The organism is Pararhizobium sp. (genome assembly GCF_965279435.1).
Lineage (GTDB): Bacteria > Pseudomonadota > Alphaproteobacteria > Rhizobiales > Rhizobiaceae > Pararhizobium.
Map to the genome: position 1 here is coordinate 554790 of NZ_CBDIHY010000002.1, position 17947 is coordinate 572736.

A 17947-nucleotide genomic window follows, 5' to 3' on the forward strand; every position below is an offset into this window, starting at 1 on the left:
CTCAAATCTCCCCGTTATTCATCAGGATCTGCAGTTTCACATCGGAAGGATTGGCCGCCACCGCGCGATCGAACGCCTTGATGCTGTCCTTGAAATCGAATGTGCCGGTAATCAGTGGCGTCAGGTCCACTTTTCCGGATGCAATCAGCGCCAAGGCCCGATCGAAGATATTGGCATAGCGGAACACCGTTTCGATCCGGACTTCCTTGGAAATCGCACCGGGCACGTCAAACGCGACCGGTTCGACCGGCAGTCCGACCAGAACCACCGCTCCGCCGGGCCGGACGAGATTGAAGATACCATTGAAGGCTTTTGCGCTGCCGCTTGCCTCGAACACCAGATCCGCGCCCCAGCCTGCGGTTTCCCGTTGCACGACATCAGCGAAGGATTGATCGGCTATATTGACCGGCACGATACCCGGGTAACGACCGGCGATGGCAAGCTTTTCGGCACTGAAGTCCGAAATGAACACCCGGCTGCAGCCTCCGGCCAGCGCCGCCAGCGCCACCATGATGCCGATCGGCCCGCAACCGATGACGGCGGCCACATCGCCCGGCGCAATACGTGCCCGTGCCGCAGCCTGCATGCCAATGGCGAAAGGCTCGACCATCGCACCTTCGGCAAAGGAGACATTGTCCGGCAGCTTGTAGGTGAAGGCCGCCGGATGGACGGCATAGGGCGTCAGGATGCCGTGGATCGGCGGCGTTGCCCAGAAGCGGACATCCGGATCGACATTGTAAAGGCCGAGCTTTGACGCCCTCGAGGACAGATCCGGCACGCCAGGCTCCATGCAGACGCGGTCGCCCACGGCCAGATTGCGGACATTGCTGCCGATTTCGACGATGGTTCCGGCCGCTTCATGGCCGAGCACCATGGGCTCGCGCAGCACATAGGGGCCGATGGCACCATGCGTGTAATAATGCACGTCGCTGCCGCAGACGCCGACCGTATGAATGGCGATCTTGACGTCATCGGGACCGACATTGAGTGGAAGATCGATTTCCCGCAGGCTGAGGACGCCTTTTTGCTCGAGAACCAACGCTTGCATTGTATATTCCTTTGAATTTTCAGGATGTCTTGCGCTTGAAGGCACTGTTGAGCATGCCGCTGAGAATACCGATGAACAGAAGAGGCGGTATCGACAGCAGCACGACCGAGGCATTCAGGATGCCCCACGGCACGTCGCGCCCGAGCTGGGTCAGCTCCGAGGCCACGATCGGAAGTGTCTTGGCATCGGACGTGGTCAACATCAGCGCAATCAGGAACTCGTTCCAGACCAGCACGAAGCTGAAGGCCACTGCCCCGATCAGCGACCGCGAGGCGATCGGCAGGGCGATGAGGAAGAAGATCGCATAAGGACCGTAACCATCCACACGCGCCGCCTCCTCCACTTCCTTTGGCACTCGGGCGAAAGCTGGAACGCTGAGCCAGATGATGGTCGCAAGCGTCAGCAGCGTATAGGTTACCGTCATCGAAAGGCGCGTGTCGTAGAGCCCGAAATCCAGCCAGATGACCATCAACGGGATCGCTATGGCGACCGGTGGCAGGAAGCGCAGCGACAGCACGAAGAACTGGATGTCATGCGACCAGCGGTTCGGATAGCGGGCGATGGCATAGGCGGCCGGCAGACCGAGCACCGCACCAATCAGCACTGAGGCACCCGAGATCAGGATCGAGTTGACCAGCCCCTCAAAGACGCTTGCCCGGCCGAGTACATAGGCGAAATTGTCCAGCGTCGGCGTGAAGAAGAACAGCGGCGTCGGCGTGACGATATCGACACGGTTCTTGAAGGCATTAAGCAGAGTCCAGAAGACCGGGAAAACGGCCGAAAACGCTGCCGCATACAGGATGATGCGGCCAATGAACCGGCCGGGACTGCGGGCGCTCATGATTTGACCCTCTTCCAGAGAAAGGTAAATGCCAGCGAGGTCGCGATCATCATCAAAACGGCCATACTGGACGCATAAGAGATGCGGCCGGATTCGATGAAACCTTGCGAGAAGGCGTACATGTCCAGCGTTTCCGTCGCGATACCCGGCCCGCCGCGGGTCATGACATAGATCAGGTCGAAGGCGCGTAGAGACTCGATCATCTTGACGAAGGCAAGCGAAATCAACGGTGCCTTGAGCATCGGGATGGCGACATAGGCATAGATTTCCCAGGTCTTCGCATGATCAAGGCGTGCCGCCTCGAAGGGTTGCGGCGGCAGCGTTTCCAGGAGTTTCAGCACGATAACGGCAAAAAACAGGCCCCACTGCCAGACATCGACCAGAGCCACAGTACCGAGCGCGGTTAAAGGATTGGACAGGAGATCAAGCGGCTGGCCGGTGATCGCCTTGTAGGGATAGGTGATGATCCCGTAGAGCGGATGGAAAGCGAATTTCCAGACGAAGGCGGCCGAGACACGCGGCAGGATGACCGGGATCAGGAAAAGAAAGGACACGACATTGCGCATGCGCGGCGAGGCACATTCGAACAGCAGAATGCCAAGACCGATCGCGATGATCAGTGTCATGCCGACCGTGACCGCCTCCCAGGTCAGCGAAACACCGATGGCATTGATGAACCGGCGATCGGAAAACAGGCTGGTGTAATTCGCAAGGCCGATGAAGCTGCCATCCGGCCGGCTGAGTTCCCGGTTCTGGAAGGAGATGATGACGGCATAGACCGTCGGCACCAGCGCCAACACGGCAAGGATCGCTATGGCCGGCGTCAGGAAGACCACCGGCAGGGTATTTTTCTGTTTCACGAATGCCCCCTTCGAAAAGTCGCAGTGCTTTCCGTTGGTGTAAGGATGCCCGGCAAGGGCTGGCCTTGCCGGGTCAGTGACAGCAAAGGATCAGCTTACTGGCTGCGGGCGACGAGGTCCTTGGCAAAGCTGTTAAGCTCGTCGAGACCATCCTTGATGTCTGTGCGGGTGCCTGCGATCAGCTCTTCCAGGATGATGCCCCAACGATCACCAAGATCCGGCCATTGCGGGCTCTGCCAAAAGTTGACTGCTGTGACCTTGCCAGTCTCAGCCAGAGCCTGACCGAGATCCGGACCGTAAAGCTCGGCAAATTTCGGACTGGTCATGACACTGGTGCGATTGAGTTCGCTGAACTGGTTTGCTTCCAGCCGGCGGTTCTCGTTCTCCTTGGAGGTCGCCCAGGCAACGAAGAGACCGGCGCAGGCCTTGGACACTTCATCCGTATTGGCTTTGGTGCCGATCGCAAGACCGTGGCCATACCCGCCGCCGGTCAGCGGCGTCGGCGGTGGCATATAACCGACCTTACCGGCGACCTGGGAAGATTTCGGATCGATTGCCATGCCGACCAGCGGTGTGGATTCGATAATCATTGCCACTTGGCCGGAGGTGAAGGCGCCGACCACTTCGTCCCAACCGCCGGTCTGGCTGCCGGGAGCCGAATACTTGAAGAGCTCCAGGTAGGTTTCGGTCGCCTTCACAGCAGCCTCGCTATCGAAGACTGGCTTCTTGCCGTCGAACCAATTGCCGCCAAAGCCCTTGAAGAAGGGCATCCAGCGCCAAACATTGGCCCCCGACCCACGCTGTCCGCGCAGCGCCGTGCCATAGATGCCCTTGTCCGGCTGGTTCAACGCCTTGACGGCAGCAATATATTCGTCGAGCGTCTTCGGCGGCGTGATGCCGGCCGCTTCGAGCAGATCCTTACGGTAGACCATCAGGTCGCCGCCGCCCGTCAGCGGCGCAAACCAGACTTTGCCGTCATAGGTGGCGACCTTCTGCCGGCCGGGATCGAAATCGGCATAGTCATATTCGGCCGGATAATAATCCATCAGTGGCGCCACCCAGCCTGACGATGCGAACAGCGCCACATTGGCTTCGTCGATATAGTAGACATTGTACTTGCCGATCGTCGAGGCGTCGGCCTTGCTCTTGGCGCGGCGATCGTTCTCGTTGAGATAGTCGATCTCGAAGGATGCGCCGCCGCTGAGCTTCTCGAATTCGGGCTTTTGCTCCTCCAGCAAAGTCAGTCCGTCGCGCGGCTGGGCGAGAACCTTGATCGTCCCGGAGCATTCGGCCGCAATCGCGATCGAGGATACCGAGCCGGCAAGAAGGCAAGCGAAGGCAATGCTCGAAACGAGCGTCTTTCCATTGGTCATGTGATGAACCTCCCCTAAAGGTCACTGCGACAGCCGCCGAAAATCTCCTCAGATCAAACGACCATCTCTCCATAGCGAACTTTTTCGCTGGGCTGATCCTACGTATCTGGATTGAGCGAACTAGCGCGCGCCATGCGTCGAATCTATATTTTAATGCGCAAAAATAGCAACGAACCGCCATTAACAGGGCAATTGCAACATAGCTTCATTGCTCTGCACAAAAACGCATTATCAGGCGCGTGAAGGACGGCGTTGCCCGGTCAGCCGCCGGTAGGCAGACGGCGTCATTTTATGATGCAGTAAAAACGTCCGATTGAAGTTGGAGATATTGAGATAACCGACCTCGAAGCAAATTTCGGTAATCGGCATGTCGGTCTCTGCCAAAAGCTTGCAGGCCTGCCAGATGCGCAGCTTGTTGACATGGTCGGTAAAGCTGTTGCCGGTGTTTTTCTTGAAAAACCGGGAGAAGGCGGTTTCGCTCATGCCGGCCAGATCGGCCACTTCGGCAAGGTGGATATCATTGGCGGCATTCTCGAAAATATAGATCAATGCCCGCTGCAAAACGTCGAGTGTTTCAGCGTTCAGCTTGGGTGCAAATTCCGGCGACGACAGGATTTCGTAGTCCTGCGTGCCGCTGAGCAGTTCGAGCAGCTGCACGAACATCGACAGCCGGGCAAAACCCTTTACCTCCCCCATGCCTTCCACCAGGGCGATACCGTCGGCCAGCGTCCGGCCGTAAAAAACAAGACCGCGTTCGGCGCGGGAGAAGAACTCCTCCAGCTGGGTAAATTCGGGCAGCATGGCGGTGATGTTGCGGATGCGATCCGGGTCGAACTGGATGACGATATCGCGTCCCTCGATGACCTCGCCCGGCGCGGTCGCGGTCACCCAGTCATGCGGCAGGTTACGCCCGATGACCGTCAGATAACCGGGCTGGAACTCGCCGATATAATCGCCGACAAACGCCATGCCCGACGCATGCCGCAAGAGATGGATCTCAATCTCCGGATGGTAATTCCAAACGTTGCGCTCCCACGGATAATCATCCACGCGCCAGAGAAAGCTTTCGGTGACATCGGTGACGATATGCTCAAAGGTCGGCAAATTGCCGCTCATCATCGCGGACTTTGCGCCGATTACAGCCCTTGCTGCCAGATTTCTCCTGTCCTTCAACATCAGCTTAGCGCCCGGTCTCGCGAGGAATAAGACGTCCAAGCCTTAAATCATCGCCAAACTACGCGAGTCAAACGGATCTCAACGGCTTGGCGAGTAGCGAGAGGCCGGCGCGGGCCTCTCCATTTGTCCGTTGTTGTGGCGAACTTTCGCCAACACGGGTACCCAACTTTATCCAGCGAGGTGCGCCTGAAGATCCTTCAAGCCGGCCGCAAAAACATGGGTGGAGACAATTTCCACGTATTTTCCGGCATCTTCCGGCGCTTCGTCGAACGTCGCTCCCCATTCTGCGAATGTCCGGCCGCCGTCGGTGATTGCGATCAGCCGTATGAAGGCCTCGTAATTCGTGACGGGAAACGCGGGCTTCACGAAATTATAGGACAGCGAATGCTCGTTATCGCTGAGCGCGAGCAACTGTTCACGCACATGCGCACCGTCCTGAAGATAGAACGAGCGGATACAGCCCACCGCGTGACTGCTCAATCCGTCCTCAATTTCGCTGCGGGCAATAGCGGAATGCCACTTCGGCAGACCGTTGAAGTCACGGATAATCTTCCAGACGGTTTCGATTGGCGCGTCGATCACCGCACTTGCATAAGCCTTGGCCACATGTCTCTCCTATTGTTATATGGCGATATTCTTGAAAGCCTGCGTTTGCGCAATGAGGGCTTTTTCGACAGGCAGGCGCTCCATGCTGGAGGCGCCGTAGAAACCATGGCAACCGGGGCATTGCTGCAGGATGTAACGGGCGTCATCCGGTTCGGCGATGGGCCCACCATGGCATAGGACGATGATGTCCGGGTTGATGCTGCGGGCAGCGGCGGCAATGGCGTTGATTTCATCGACGCAAGCCTCAAGCGTCAGCGCTGTATCAGCACCAATTGCCCCGCCGGTCGTCAATCCCATATGCGCGACAATAATGTCGGCGCCAGCCTCGGTCATGGCCCGTGCATCATCAACAGAGAAGACATACGGCGTGGTGAGCATGTCCTTGCTGCGCGCCAGGCGAACGAGATCGACCTCCATCGCGTAGCCCATGCCGGTCTCTTCAAGATTAGCCCTGAATGTACCGTCGATCAGGCCAACCGTCGGAAAATTCTGAATGCCGGCGAAACCCAGCGCTCTCAGGTGATCCAGGAAATGATCGAAATTGCAGAATGGGTCGGTGCCATTCACCCCGGCGAGCACCGGAGTATACTTGACGACGGGCAGCACCTCGCGTGCCATGTCGAGAACGATCTCGTTGGCGTTCCCATAGGCGAGAAGTCCGGCCAGCGAGCCGCGGCCTGCCATGCGGTATCGGCCGGAATTGTAGATGACGATCAGGTCGATACCGCCGGCTTCTTCGCATTTTGCGGAAAGGCCGGTGCCCGCACCACCACCGATGATGGGGATCTTTGCTTTGATCTGCTGGCGAAACTTGTCCAGCAACTGGTTCCTGTCGAATGTCATGCTAACGGCCTTTGGTGATTTCGTTGAAGTGGCGAACGGCTTCGGCGCTGAACTCCGATGAATTGATCGCATGTGGCACCCTGATAACCTGGCGGTCATCGGTTTTCTGGACGGTGCTTTCGATGGCGGTGAACAGGGCTTCATCGGCTTCCGGATCATGGAACGGTTGCCCGGGCGCATCCAGAAGCGACACACCACCCAACGGCAAGAGGAACCGCACCGGTCCGCAGCTGCGGTTCAGGCGCTCGCCGATCCACGTGCCCATCGCTGCATTCTCTTCGTCCGTGGTGCGCATCAATGTAATCTGCGGGTTGTGCACATAGAGGTTGCGATCGCGGTATCTCTCCGGAATGGTGTCCTTGCCGGCGAAATTGACCATATCCAGCGCGCCGCAAGAGCCGACATAGGGAAGGTTTGATTGGGCTAGGAAACCGAAGCGCTCTTCTGTCGCCGGCAGAATGCCGCCGAACAGGAGATCGCAGACTTCCGTCGTGGTGATGTCGAGGACACCGGCCAGGAAGCCGGAGGCAGCGAGTTTCTCCATCGACTGACCACCGATGCCGGTGGCATGAAACACCAGGCATTCGAACCGGTCGCCCAGTTGTTCTACGATCTGAGAAACGCAAGGGGTGGTTACGCCGAACATGGTCAGGCCGAGTGCCGGCCGGTCGTCCTGCTCCGGCTCTTGCCGGTTGCTAACCATACCGGCAATCGAGTTGGCGGCATTCGACAGGACCGTTCGCGATATGCGGTTGAGCCCGGCAATGTCGGTGATCGAATTCACCATGGAGATGTCATTCGGTCCGACATAGGCGCTGACGTTGCCTGCAGCGACGGTCGAAACCATCACCCGTGGCGTCCCGACCGGAAGTACACGCATAGCCTGTGTGACCATCGCTGTTCCTCCGGACCCGCCAAGGCCAATCATGCCGCCGACGTCGTCGCGCGACAGGATGAAACGCTCGAACGCAAGGCCCATGGCGGAGACAGCGGACCCACGGTCCCCGGTAAAAACGGCTTCGGCGCCGCCTGGATGAAACCCTGCGACGGTCCGGGCATCGACATCGGCATTGGCCGATGGTTTGTCCGTTGAGAGATCGACCAGGATCGCAGACATCGCCTGGGCGCGGATCAAGTCCGTCACGTAGCGGAGTTCATCGCCCTTGGTGTCGCAGGAGCCCGCCACATAAATGGTTTTCGGCACAGTCATCTTTTCCTCCTCAAATACTTTTCATCTTTTTTGCTGCCCCACGAAGGCCAAGGCCGATCATGGCAAGCAGGGTAATCGCGTAAGGTGCAATGTCGGTGATCTGGTTGGGCAAGCCCTGCCCCTGAAGCCGCAGACCAACCGCATCGGCGAGCCCGAACCCCAAACAGGCAAGCGCTATGCCGATCGGATGGGCGCGGCCCAGCATCACGGCAACCACCGCAATCCACCCCCGTCCGGCCGTCATGTTTTCTGCGAACAGTGCAACGGACCCCAACGCCAACTGCGCGCCTGCCAGGCCGCACAGTCCGCCGGCCAGAATGACGATCGCCGTCTGATAGCGGCTGACATTTGCGCCCATTGCGGCGGCCGCAGACGGCACCTCGCCTATGCCGCGCAGGCGCAAGCCCCACCGTGTGCGGAACAGGTAGATGTTGAAAGCGATTACCAGCAACCACGATAGGTACACGAGCGCATTGTGATCGCTGACGATCGCACCGAGCAGCGGAACATCGGCGAGACCCGAAATGCCCATTTTCGGCAAAGCTTTGACGGCTGGGTCGACGAGTGTGCCGGTCACGCCGAATAGCGCGCTCAAAAGATAGGTCGTCAGACCGGATGCCAAAAGGTTCAACCCGATGCCGATGACGATCGGATCACCACCAAACCGGGCGCCGCCGATTGCCAGCGGCGACGCGAAGATCGCCGTGCAGAGTACAGCAGACAAGACAGCCAGGAACGGAGAGCCGAAAGCGATGCTTGTTGCGACCGCCACGAACGCACCAACCAGCATCTTGCCTTCCAGCGCGATGTTGAAAACACCGGCACGCTCGCACAGTGCGCCGGCCATCGCTGCCAGCAGCACCGGCGTCATCAGATCAAGCACCTGCGAAAGAAGCATGTTGATCACGATCTGCGCCTCCTGAAGAAAAGCGGGCGGGCGGCAAGGCAAAGAATGATCAGTGCCTGCAAGACCCAGGTCAGCACGGCTGGAAGGCCAAGCGCCCGCTCCATGGAAAAGCCGCCCACTTGCAAGGCCGAAAAGAAAACCGACGTAACAACCGTCGCAATCGGACTTGCCATCGCGAGAACCGCAGCCATCAATCCCGACCAGGTGTATCCGGGCGCAAGCAGTGCCCCGTCCGTGAAACGGTATTGCTGCCCCAGCACAAGAAGGGCTCCGACCAGGCCTGCCAGTGCACCGCTGAGGAATGCCACACGTTGCGTCTGCCGCGGCAGGTTTGTTCCTGAATACTGGGCGAACCGCGGATTCAAGCCCGTTATTCGCCACTCAAAGCCACTGACGCCGTGTTTGTCGTTGATAATGACGGCGGTTGCGACCGCAGCCATGATCAGCAAGCCAAGGCTGATTGGAAGATCGAAAATGCTGTCTGGAAGACGCGCTGCGGACGCAACGCGATAGGTTTCCGGCATGCCTGTTGATGGATCACGCAACGGGTAACGAACCAGATAGGATGTTACGCCACGCGCGATGTAGCTCAACAGCAAGCTCGCGATCAGAAACGGGATGGCGAGGCTGAGTTGCAGGATCGCTGCGATCCAGGCGTAGAACCCACCTGCACAGATCGCGGCCGTCAACGCCAGAACCGCCCTTACGGGACCGGGTACTGGCAGATAGAGCGCAACCAGCGCAGCCGCGAGCCCTCCTACCAACATCTGCCCGTCGCCGCCGAGATTGACGAGGCCGGCACGCAGCGCAATTGCAACCGCCAATGCCATGCCGATCAATGGTACGGAGCGGGCCAGTGTTTCGTCCAGCCCGCGCCCCATAACGGCACCCTTGATGATCTCCAGGTAGACGGAGATTGGATCGCCACCGGTTGAGATGACGACAAGCCCACCCAGAACGACTGCGACCGCAATGGAAAGCAATATTGCCGCCAGCCGTGATTTCGTATCGAGGCTCCCTGTTGTCATGGGCTCTCCGTTCCCCCCATCATCCACCTGCCGATAGTGTTTTCGTTCATGTCGCGTCCGGTAAGGCTGGCATTGATGCGCCCCTCAAACATCACGAGAATCCGGTCCGAGAGCGCAAGCAATTCAGACAGGTCGGACGAAACGACCAGGATCGCCCGGTCTTCGTCGCGCTCGGCAATGAGGGTTTTATGGATGAATTCGATCGCCCCGACATCCACCCCACGGGTCGGTTCCTCGATGATGATCAACGGCGAGCCGTGTGCAAGTTCACGGGCAATAACCACCTTTTGCATGTTGCCACCGGACAGTGACCCGACAGCGACCTGTTCAGAGGCAGCCTTCACCTTGAATTGTTCGATCAGCTTTCGTGCCTTCGCCCGGAGGGCCTCCTTGCGGAGAAATCCTCTGTTGGAGGACGCGGCGCTGCGGTGCGTGCCGAAGGCGATGTTCTCTGCAATCGACGCGGCCGGTGCCGTACCCGTCAAATGGCGGTCTTCCGGCACATACGAAACACCCGCGAACCGGCGCTGCGCAACCGAGAGGTTTGAAACATCCTGTCCATTGACGGCGACTTCGCCGCTTGAAGCCTCCAGCCCCATCACCGCCGAAACCAGTTGCGGCTGACCATTGCCCGAAACGCCGGCGATACCGACGATTTCGCCCGGCCGAACGTCGAAAGATACGTCGTTCACCACCGTGACATCGCCCCTGCGAACTGACAGGTTCCGGATTGAAAGCATTGGTGCTGCTGTGGACTTCACTTTGAGGGCGATTGTCGGCGGCACGTTGCGCCCGACCATCGCCCGGATGATCTCGGCCTCGCTCGTATCCCTGGTCGTCAACGTGCCAGAGAGCCGCCCGTCCCGCATAACCGTAATCTCGTCGGTGACGGCGATAACCTCCGGTATCTTGTGGGTCACAAGGATGAGGGCCATGCCCTGGCTTGCCAGGTGGCGCATCGCCGTAAAAAGACTATCGCGCTCCTGCGGGGTCAGAACGGCCGTCGGCTCGTCGAGGATGAGTATCCTCGCCTGCCTCGACAAGGCCTTGAGGATTTCGAGACGCTGGCGGATGCCGACCGCCAGATCGTGCACCCGGCTGTCCGGATCGATTTCCAGCCCATGTTTTGCGCCAAGACGTCTGACGATATCGCGGGCGGCATCAGCAGAAACAAAGGGTCCGTTGCCAGGTTCGTTTTGAAACACCAGATTTTCCCAGACGGTCAGGTTTGGAAACTGCCTGAACGTCTGATGGACCATGCCGACGCCAGCCGCGATCGCGCCAAGCGGGCTGGAGAAATCCACTGCCTTGCCGTCGATCAGAATCTCGCCAGCATCCGGCTTCAACAGCCCATACAGGATGTTCATCAGGGTGGACTTTCCGGCCCCGTTTTCTCCCATCAACGCATGGATTTCACCGCCGTTCACCGAAAGGCTGACGCCGTCATTGGCAACAAGGTTACCAAATCGCTTTGTAATGCCTTTCATCTGAAGCGAATCCATCATCGAACTCCAGGACGATCACTGCGCCATCGGATCGGGCACGGTGATCGCACCCGATATGATTTTCGCCTGGATATCCTTGAGTTGGCCGATGACGTCTGGCGTCTTGGCGATCATGCAGCCCGAGGCAGCCACGTCGTCGGCCATGGCGACCAGTTCCAACCCGCCTTCCGCAAGGCCAAAGCTCACCACAGGTTTGGCCGAGCCCTTCAGGATGCCGTCGATGGTGGCCGGGAGGATGACATCGACGCGCTTGAGCGTGCTGTCCAGGATGGCGCCGGGCGCGTCGCCACATTGATTGACGTCAAGGCCGATCGCCATCGCACCGGGCTTGTCGGCCACCGCCTTAAACACGCCGCCATTGCTGCCGGCCGCAACCGCGTAAATGCGGTCCGCACCGTTGGAGAGTTGCAGTGCTGCCTGTGTTTGCGCCCTGACCGGATCCTGAAAGGGGTTGTCACCACCGATCCACGCGGTGGGCAAAACGTTGATATCAGAACGGGCGGCCTTGGCGCCGAGCGCAAAAGAATCCGTGTAGCGATGCAGGAAGGGAATATCGAGCGCGCCGATGACCGCGACCGTTTTGCTACTTGACGTCAGGGCGGCTTCGGCCCCCGCCAAATAGGCGGCCTCCTGTTCGCGGAACACCGCGCAATACACATTCTCCGGCGCGTCGGGAATACACGTATCGATGATGACGAAGTTCGTCTCCGGATTTTCCGGAGCCAGATCGGCAATGATATCGCCGAACTCGAAGCCTATCACGGCGACGATTGGCGCCTTCATATCAATCGCGGCTTGGACATTCTGCCGGCGTGTGGACGGGTCCGTGCCTTCGAATATCCGGGCCTTTGTGCCTTGAGCCTCGGCGGCCTTCTCGATCCCGGTTTTTCCAAGGCCGAGGAACTTGTTCACCCCGATGCGGCTGGGCGTGACCAGGACATAGGAGGTCTCCTCGGCCTTGACTGGAACAAAGCCCGTCGCAAGGGCAAACACCGAGCCCAGGCAGATCTGCATAAATTTGCTGGTAGCCGTCATTTTTGACTCCATAAGCAAGTGTGACGCGAATTGGTGAGTGCAGATGCCGAGTGATATCGGCAAGCCTGCTCAGTAGGGCGTATCGCCACCATCGGCATTGATCGCCTGGCCGCGAATGATCATCGCGTCGTCGCTCAGCAGGAAGGAAATCGTCCGTGCAAGTTCCGCCGGATCGATATGCCGACGCAATTGCGAACTGATGAGCTGCTTGAACACGTCGTCCGGCGCCTGCTTGACCAGATCGCCATAAGCGACGGCGACCTCGCGGAGCATGTCCGTCGCCATGCCGCCGGGGCAAACGCAGTTCACATTGATGTCATTGGGTGCAAGCACCTCCGACAGCACTCGGGTGAAATTGATCATAGCCGCCTTGCTGGCGCTGTAGGCCAGCGACTGGCTATGTCCCTTCTTACCGGCTTCAGACGCCACGTTGACGATCGCACCCTTGATACCCTTCGCGATCATGCCCTTGGCGACAAGGCGCGCCGCTTCAAACGCACCATAGACGTTGATGGAGAAAACGCGCTCCCAGTCGCTCCAGGGTGTTTCGAGCGGATCGACATGGCGCACGATAGCGGCACAGTTAACCAGGCCGTCTATCCCGCCGAGGCGTTGCTCGACCTCTTCGATCGCAGCGGCGATCGAGGCGGCATTGCCCACGTCGATCGCGACACCGGACTGTCCCGCAGCATTCGAGCCAAAGCTGGCGATCGCCTCGTTCAGTGCCTGCGCGCGGACATCACCGATGACCACTGCGGCACCTTCGGCTGCCAGCAATTCAGCGGCTGCCTTGCCGGCACCGCCCGCGCCCCCAAGGACCAGATAGCGTTTGTTCGCGTGAGACCGCGTCGGCACAACCTGCCGCACGGCCAACGGGGCATGCTCGCCCCTGATGGCAAAAGAGCCCATGTTCTCCTCCCTCGGGCCTCAGATTGAGACCCTTCATTCGTTCCTCGCAAACCAAGTTGCTCTACTCTCCGGGATCTGACAAAGTCCACTTGTTGAGAAGTGGACCAGGAATGAACAGGATTTCACCCGCACGGATCAGCCGGCTCATTGGCAGCTGGCGGACATCTGAAGGCAAAGTCAGCCAACAGCTCAGTGTCTCGATCGGCAGATTGATCGCAGCAAGGGAATTGCCCGTCGGTGGCCTATTGCCCTCCGAGCGCGCCCTCGCCTCAGCGCTCGCCGTCAGCCGGGGGACAGTCGTGGCGGCTTATACGTCGCTGCGGGACGCAGGGTTGCTCGACAGCCGGCATGGCAGCGGCCATCGTATCACGGCGTCTGCACCCGCGTCCGGAGTCGCACATACACGCCTTGTCGGCGAGGTGCTGGCGCTTCCTCGGGATATCGACATGACCAGCGGCGCCCTGCCACCGTCGCCGATCCTCACTGAGATGTTGGCGGCGCTACGCGGGGTGGACCTTGCAAGCATCGCGGCGGGTCTCGGCTACGATGCCTCCGGCCTGCCGGCCCTTCGTTGGGCCGTCGCCCGCTACTACACCGATCTGGGTCTTGCCACCCACCCGGATAGCATCCTGATCACCAGCGGAGCGCAACAGGCGGTCTGGCTGCTGGCCAACGCCTTGGTCGATGCGTCGGATGCTGTCGTCGTGGAGGACCCTGTCTATCGCGGTTCGCTTGAAGCCTTCCGCCGGCGCAATGCCAGAATCATTCCCGTCGGCGCCAGTGCACACGGCCTAGACATGGAGCTGCTCGAAAAGGCGCTCAAAAACCGTCCGAAACTTCTCTACGTCTTTCCCGAGGCGCATAACCCGACAGGAAGGTCGCTGGATGATGCAAGCCGCCGGGACCTGATCAGCCTGCTCGACCGCTATCCGACCTTCCTCATCGAGGATGGTGCACAAAATGAGCTTTCCACCGTTGCCGGAACCACGCCGCGCCCGATTGCCGGCAAGATAGACCCGGATAATGTCGCCACGATCGGCACGCTTTCCAAACTGTTCTGGGGCGGCATCCGCATCGGCTGGATCCGCGCGGCCCCTCCGGTGATAAAGCGGCTGGTGAGCTTCAAGGCGGTTAATGATCTCGGCTGTTCGATGTTCGACCAGCATCTTGCCGTCGGCCTACTCGAAAACATCCGGGAGGCACGGGCCTATCGTCACCAGGAAATCGTCGGCCACCTGAAAGCCGCTGAGGACGCCATCGCGGAACGCGCGCTGGGCCGGTGGCATTGGACGCGCCCGTCGGGTGGCACGGCAATGTGGATCCACATGCCCGGCGTCGATGCGGTGGCGTTGTGCCAGGAGGCCCAACGCCACCGCCTGTTCCTATCAGCCGGCCCGGGCTATTCCGCGCACGAGAATTTTGGCGACTTCGTCCGCCTGCCCTTCGTGCGCCCGCTCGAAACCATGCAATTTGCCATCGACACGATCTGCAACCTGACCAACAGGCGATCTGCCGGTTAGACTATGGCCAACGATGAAGCCACCTATTGCTCCAGGTTGACGTATGCCTCCGGAAAGAAGCGAGGCGTACACAGGCAATAGAATTCCAGATCCACCGAACCTGTGTTCTCAATACGCTGCGGCGCGCCGGCGGGTATCACGGCCTGATCGCCGGCCACAAGCTTCTGCTTTATGCCATTGACCTCAAGTGTTCCCTCCCCCTGGCGTACGATGTACCGCTCGATGACGCCGGCGAGACTGTGCAGCTGTGTGGTCACGCCTGCCTCAACCCGTGCCAGAGCCAACGACGTCTCCGGCGAGGCAGCACAATTGTGCAATTCCGTAATATAGCATCGCTCGTCGGTCCAGAACTCTCCGGTGTCATTCGCAAAAACGATTGTATGTTCTCCTGCCATTGCTTCCTCCTGTTGTTTGCCGTCGTGAACTGAACGCCGGCGCGAAGGTCGGCAAGGACCACTTTTTAAAATGTGGCCTACGGGTCCCCGATTGCGACAGCAATGTTATTGGGAAGGAAGCTCCGTCATGTCAAAAACCGGGCTCGAGCCTTATTGACCAAGGCTTTCCAATTCGCAATCCAGATCGCTGCAACGTGCTGCTATTGGCTCGATCAATCAGGCCCGAGCTTAGACCAACACAAGCAAAAAGCATTTCCCCGCCGAACTTCCTCTTGGCCACCGCGATCAACTGCATCGTCATTGCAGCTTTCAACCGGCTAACAATGGCAACAAAGCCCCATAAGGTGCTCCAATTGTGCACAAAATTTTGTTATTCGCCCGTCGCCATTGTTGTATGATCACCGCCACTCAAGCAGATTGCGTCCAGCAAATCGCCGAGCAGGGGGAGCGTGGTATGGAACAGAAGACACTTGATCCCGTCGATGTGGCGGAGCGGAAGACTGTCGCCGGGCAAGTGGCGTATCCTGACGGCAATGCCCTTTACACTGCCCAAAACACCGCGAAGCCGGAGCTTCGGACCTAGGTGCCTACGGGATCCCGACTGCAAACGCTTGGGCGGCTATGCTTGTTAAACAAGGACGGAAACGACGTTGCGTTTCCGCAAATGGGGTTGATTATCCTTGCCTATTTGAAGGCGAGAGGCCTCTCCAGTTATCCTCGCGCGGATATTTCGACCTTGCTGTGGGGCGACGCGGATACGGGACAGGCCTATGCAAACTTGCGCAAATCGGCCTCGCGAATCCTCAGTCGGCAAAACAGCATCGGCCTCCAATTTTTATCGTTTTCGCCGTCAATGGTCATTCTGGGGAAGGATGCCATTGAGACGGACATCGATTGCCTGTCCATCGACAGTACCATGATCGACCGCGCCTTCACTGTAACGCTTGCAGCACGGCTGCGGGAGGATTTTCTAAAGGATGTCAAACCGGCGAGCAAAGCGCTTGCCGCCTGGATCGATCGGGAGCGTGAAGCTCACCTGAGCGTGCTGCGCCGCTGCGTGCTGGCGACCGGGTTGACCGGAGATGACGCGGAAAATCGTCCGATAAAAGACGCAGCCGTCAAACTTCTGGAGCGCGATCCATCCGATGATGCCGTGCGCAATCTCCTTAGTGGCTCGATGTACCAGAAAGCGGTTGCTGCGGTAAAAACCGTGCAAGAGCCCGTGAAATCTGTCCTGGTCATACCGGAAGCCGCCGGCCCGGAGATCCGCACGGGTCTGCCCCGCCTGGTCTTGCTGCCGCCCCTGTCAGATGGCGCCGGGCCGGACGTTTCCCTGTTTGCCTCCGCACTCATCGAGGACGTTACGATCGGCTTGTGCAGTCTGCGCTCGCTATCGGTCATCGCCCCGTACAGCGCTGCCAAGATCCGTGATCACGGCGATAAGGCCGCGACCTACGAACGGTATGCAATCAGCTATATCCTCGATACCCGCCTCACCTATGAAGGTGACGGCTATTCGCTCTTTGCCCAATTGATTTTCTTTGGCAGCGACGAGGTCGTCTGGGCGGAACGTTTCGAGCTGAATGGCAGCGGATTGGTCAAGTCTCGTCGCGAGATCGCGCACCGTCTTGCCGAAGCCATTTCCCGGCAAATTTACTCGAACGAGATGATACGCAGCGATTATGAGCAAGACCCCGGGGTCTATCGCAGCTTCCTGCGTGGTCAGAGCTATCTGATGAACCTGGGACTTCCCGAAGTCCGGCGGGCTCGAAAACACTTCCGCGAGGCGCTTCAGCTCAATCCGGTCTTCGCGCCCGCGCAAAGTGGCATGTCGCGCAGCTATTTCCTGGAATGGCTCGTGACAGCGAGAAACGACAAAAGCCTGCTGTCGATGGCGCAAGGTTTTGCGCAAGACGCGATCGTTTCAGACCCGCACTTGCCGACGGGTTACAAGGAACTGGGCGTCGCCAAACTCTATATGCGTCAGTTTGATGAAAGCGCGGAATTCTTCGCGACAGCGGAAACTCTCAGCCCCCACTATGCCAACCTGATTGCGAGCTTCGGCGACGCATTGATCCAGGCATCGCGACCGCAGGAGGGCCTGGAAAAGGTCGAGCATGCGATCCACCTCAATCCGATCGCACCGGATGAATATTTTTGGACGGCAGCGGGCGCCTGCTATTCTCTCGGACGTTACGAGGATGCCCTAAACTACATCGGCCGTATGAACGACCGGGCACCGGCAGACAGGTTGTCTGCTGCGAGCTGGGGAATGCTCGGTGACGGGCGCAAGGCAAGCCAGTTCGTCCGCAAGACGTTCGATGTTCATCCCGCGTTCGATCTGGAAACGTGGATGGCTCTGGTTCCGTTCAAGGAAGAGTGGCAAAGGCAGCATTACAAAGAGGGCCTTATCAAGGCGGGTTTCTAAACCAACAAACCAACAACAGAGCAAGGAGAGATATAAAAATGGCAAATGTGGTCGTCATCGGTATTGCAGGAGAAAAAGACCTCTGGATCGCGGATCTAGACGCGGGGACGGTCACCAAGTCGCCTGCCCCATCAACGGGTGCTCTTCAAGTGGCAAATGACCTGCGCAACACCGGCACAACCGTGACGAAGGGCGTCAATCTGGCGGTGCGCGCTACCTCCGCAGCAGCCGTTTCCGGTGGTTATATGGACGGCTGATGCCAC

Annotated in this window: 17 protein-coding genes; 3 read left to right on the top strand and 14 right to left on the bottom strand. The window is 59.0% G+C overall.

The features are described 5' to 3' along the window. Position 1: 1 nt before the first annotated feature. The 13 genes from ACQY8Q_RS04110 to ACQY8Q_RS04170 form a co-directional block, all read right to left on the bottom strand. On the bottom strand, positions 2-1048 hold the full coding sequence (locus ACQY8Q_RS04110; protein WP_428424919.1) for an NAD(P)-dependent alcohol dehydrogenase: 1047 nt from the start codon (positions 1046-1048) through the stop codon (positions 2-4). Positions 1049-1067: 19 nt separating this feature from the next. Continuing rightward, a complete protein-coding gene (locus ACQY8Q_RS04115; protein ID WP_428424921.1) occupies positions 1068-1889 on the bottom strand; it encodes a carbohydrate ABC transporter permease in 822 nt (273 codons plus the stop codon). Further along, the gene (locus ACQY8Q_RS04120; protein ID WP_428424923.1) at positions 1886-2749 is read right to left on the bottom strand and encodes a carbohydrate ABC transporter permease; all 864 of its coding nucleotides are present in this window, start codon (positions 2747-2749) and stop codon (positions 1886-1888) included. Before ACQY8Q_RS04120 ends, ACQY8Q_RS04115 begins: the two co-directional genes overlap by 4 nt. A 95-nt stretch (positions 2750-2844) precedes the next feature. Further along, positions 2845-4122 carry an ABC transporter substrate-binding protein gene (locus ACQY8Q_RS04125; protein ID WP_428424925.1) on the bottom strand — a complete coding sequence of 426 codons (1278 nt, stop codon included), beginning with the start codon at positions 4120-4122 and terminating at the stop codon, positions 2845-2847. 231 nt (positions 4123-4353) lie between these two features. Next, entirely contained in the window at positions 4354-5241 is an 888-nt protein-coding gene (locus ACQY8Q_RS04130; RefSeq protein WP_428424927.1) for an AraC family transcriptional regulator, read from the bottom strand. A gap of 225 nt (positions 5242-5466) precedes the next feature. Then, complete coding sequence (locus ACQY8Q_RS04135; protein WP_428424929.1) at positions 5467-5904, bottom strand: SRPBCC family protein; 438 nt, start codon at positions 5902-5904, stop codon at positions 5467-5469. 15 nt (positions 5905-5919) lie between these two features. Further along, positions 5920-6747: a phosphoenolpyruvate hydrolase family protein gene (locus tag ACQY8Q_RS04140; RefSeq protein ID WP_428424931.1), complete on the bottom strand. Its 828-nt coding sequence runs from the start codon at positions 6745-6747 to the stop codon at positions 5920-5922. A 1-nt stretch (position 6748) separates the two neighbouring features. Next, on the bottom strand, positions 6749-7957 hold the full coding sequence (locus ACQY8Q_RS04145; RefSeq protein ID WP_428424933.1) for a Tm-1-like ATP-binding domain-containing protein: 1209 nt from the start codon (positions 7955-7957) through the stop codon (positions 6749-6751). Between the two features lie 10 nt (positions 7958-7967). Next, entirely contained in the window at positions 7968-8855 is an 888-nt protein-coding gene (locus ACQY8Q_RS04150) for an ABC transporter permease (RefSeq protein WP_428425552.1), read from the bottom strand. Between the two features lie 5 nt (positions 8856-8860). Further along, on the bottom strand, positions 8861-9892 hold the full coding sequence (locus ACQY8Q_RS04155; protein ID WP_428424935.1) for an ABC transporter permease: 1032 nt from the start codon (positions 9890-9892) through the stop codon (positions 8861-8863). Continuing rightward, positions 9889-11379, bottom strand: coding sequence for an ABC transporter ATP-binding protein (locus ACQY8Q_RS04160; protein ID WP_428424937.1), 1491 nt, complete (start codon positions 11377-11379; stop codon positions 9889-9891). The genes ACQY8Q_RS04155 and ACQY8Q_RS04160 overlap by 4 nt, the downstream gene beginning before the upstream one ends. Before the next feature lie 33 nt (positions 11380-11412). Next, positions 11413-12495 carry a BMP family ABC transporter substrate-binding protein gene (locus tag ACQY8Q_RS04165; RefSeq protein ID WP_428424939.1) on the bottom strand — a complete coding sequence of 361 codons (1083 nt, stop codon included), beginning with the start codon at positions 12493-12495 and terminating at the stop codon, positions 11413-11415. A 6-nt stretch (positions 12496-12501) separates the two neighbouring features. Then, positions 12502-13341, bottom strand: coding sequence for an SDR family NAD(P)-dependent oxidoreductase (locus ACQY8Q_RS04170; protein ID WP_428424941.1), 840 nt, complete (start codon positions 13339-13341; stop codon positions 12502-12504). Between the two features lie 110 nt (positions 13342-13451). On the opposite strand from ACQY8Q_RS04170, the gene ACQY8Q_RS04175 reads away from it, so the two are divergent. Next, a complete protein-coding gene (locus ACQY8Q_RS04175; RefSeq protein WP_428424943.1) occupies positions 13452-14861 on the top strand; it encodes a PLP-dependent aminotransferase family protein in 1410 nt (469 codons plus the stop codon). 23 nt (positions 14862-14884) lie between these two features. Here the strand turns inward: ACQY8Q_RS04175 and ACQY8Q_RS04180 are convergent, their stop codons facing one another. Further along, a complete protein-coding gene (locus tag ACQY8Q_RS04180; protein ID WP_428424945.1) occupies positions 14885-15256 on the bottom strand; it encodes a cupin domain-containing protein in 372 nt (123 codons plus the stop codon). Positions 15257-15881: 625 nt separating this feature from the next. Here ACQY8Q_RS04180 and ACQY8Q_RS04185 point away from each other — a divergent pair. Beyond that, positions 15882-17684, top strand: a complete 1803-nt coding sequence (locus ACQY8Q_RS04185; protein WP_428424947.1) for a hypothetical protein — start codon at positions 15882-15884, stop codon at positions 17682-17684. Positions 17685-17722: 38 nt separating this feature from the next. Next, positions 17723-17941, top strand: coding sequence for a hypothetical protein (locus tag ACQY8Q_RS04190; protein ID WP_428424949.1), 219 nt, complete (start codon positions 17723-17725; stop codon positions 17939-17941). The last annotated feature ends 6 nt before the right edge of the window (positions 17942-17947 follow it).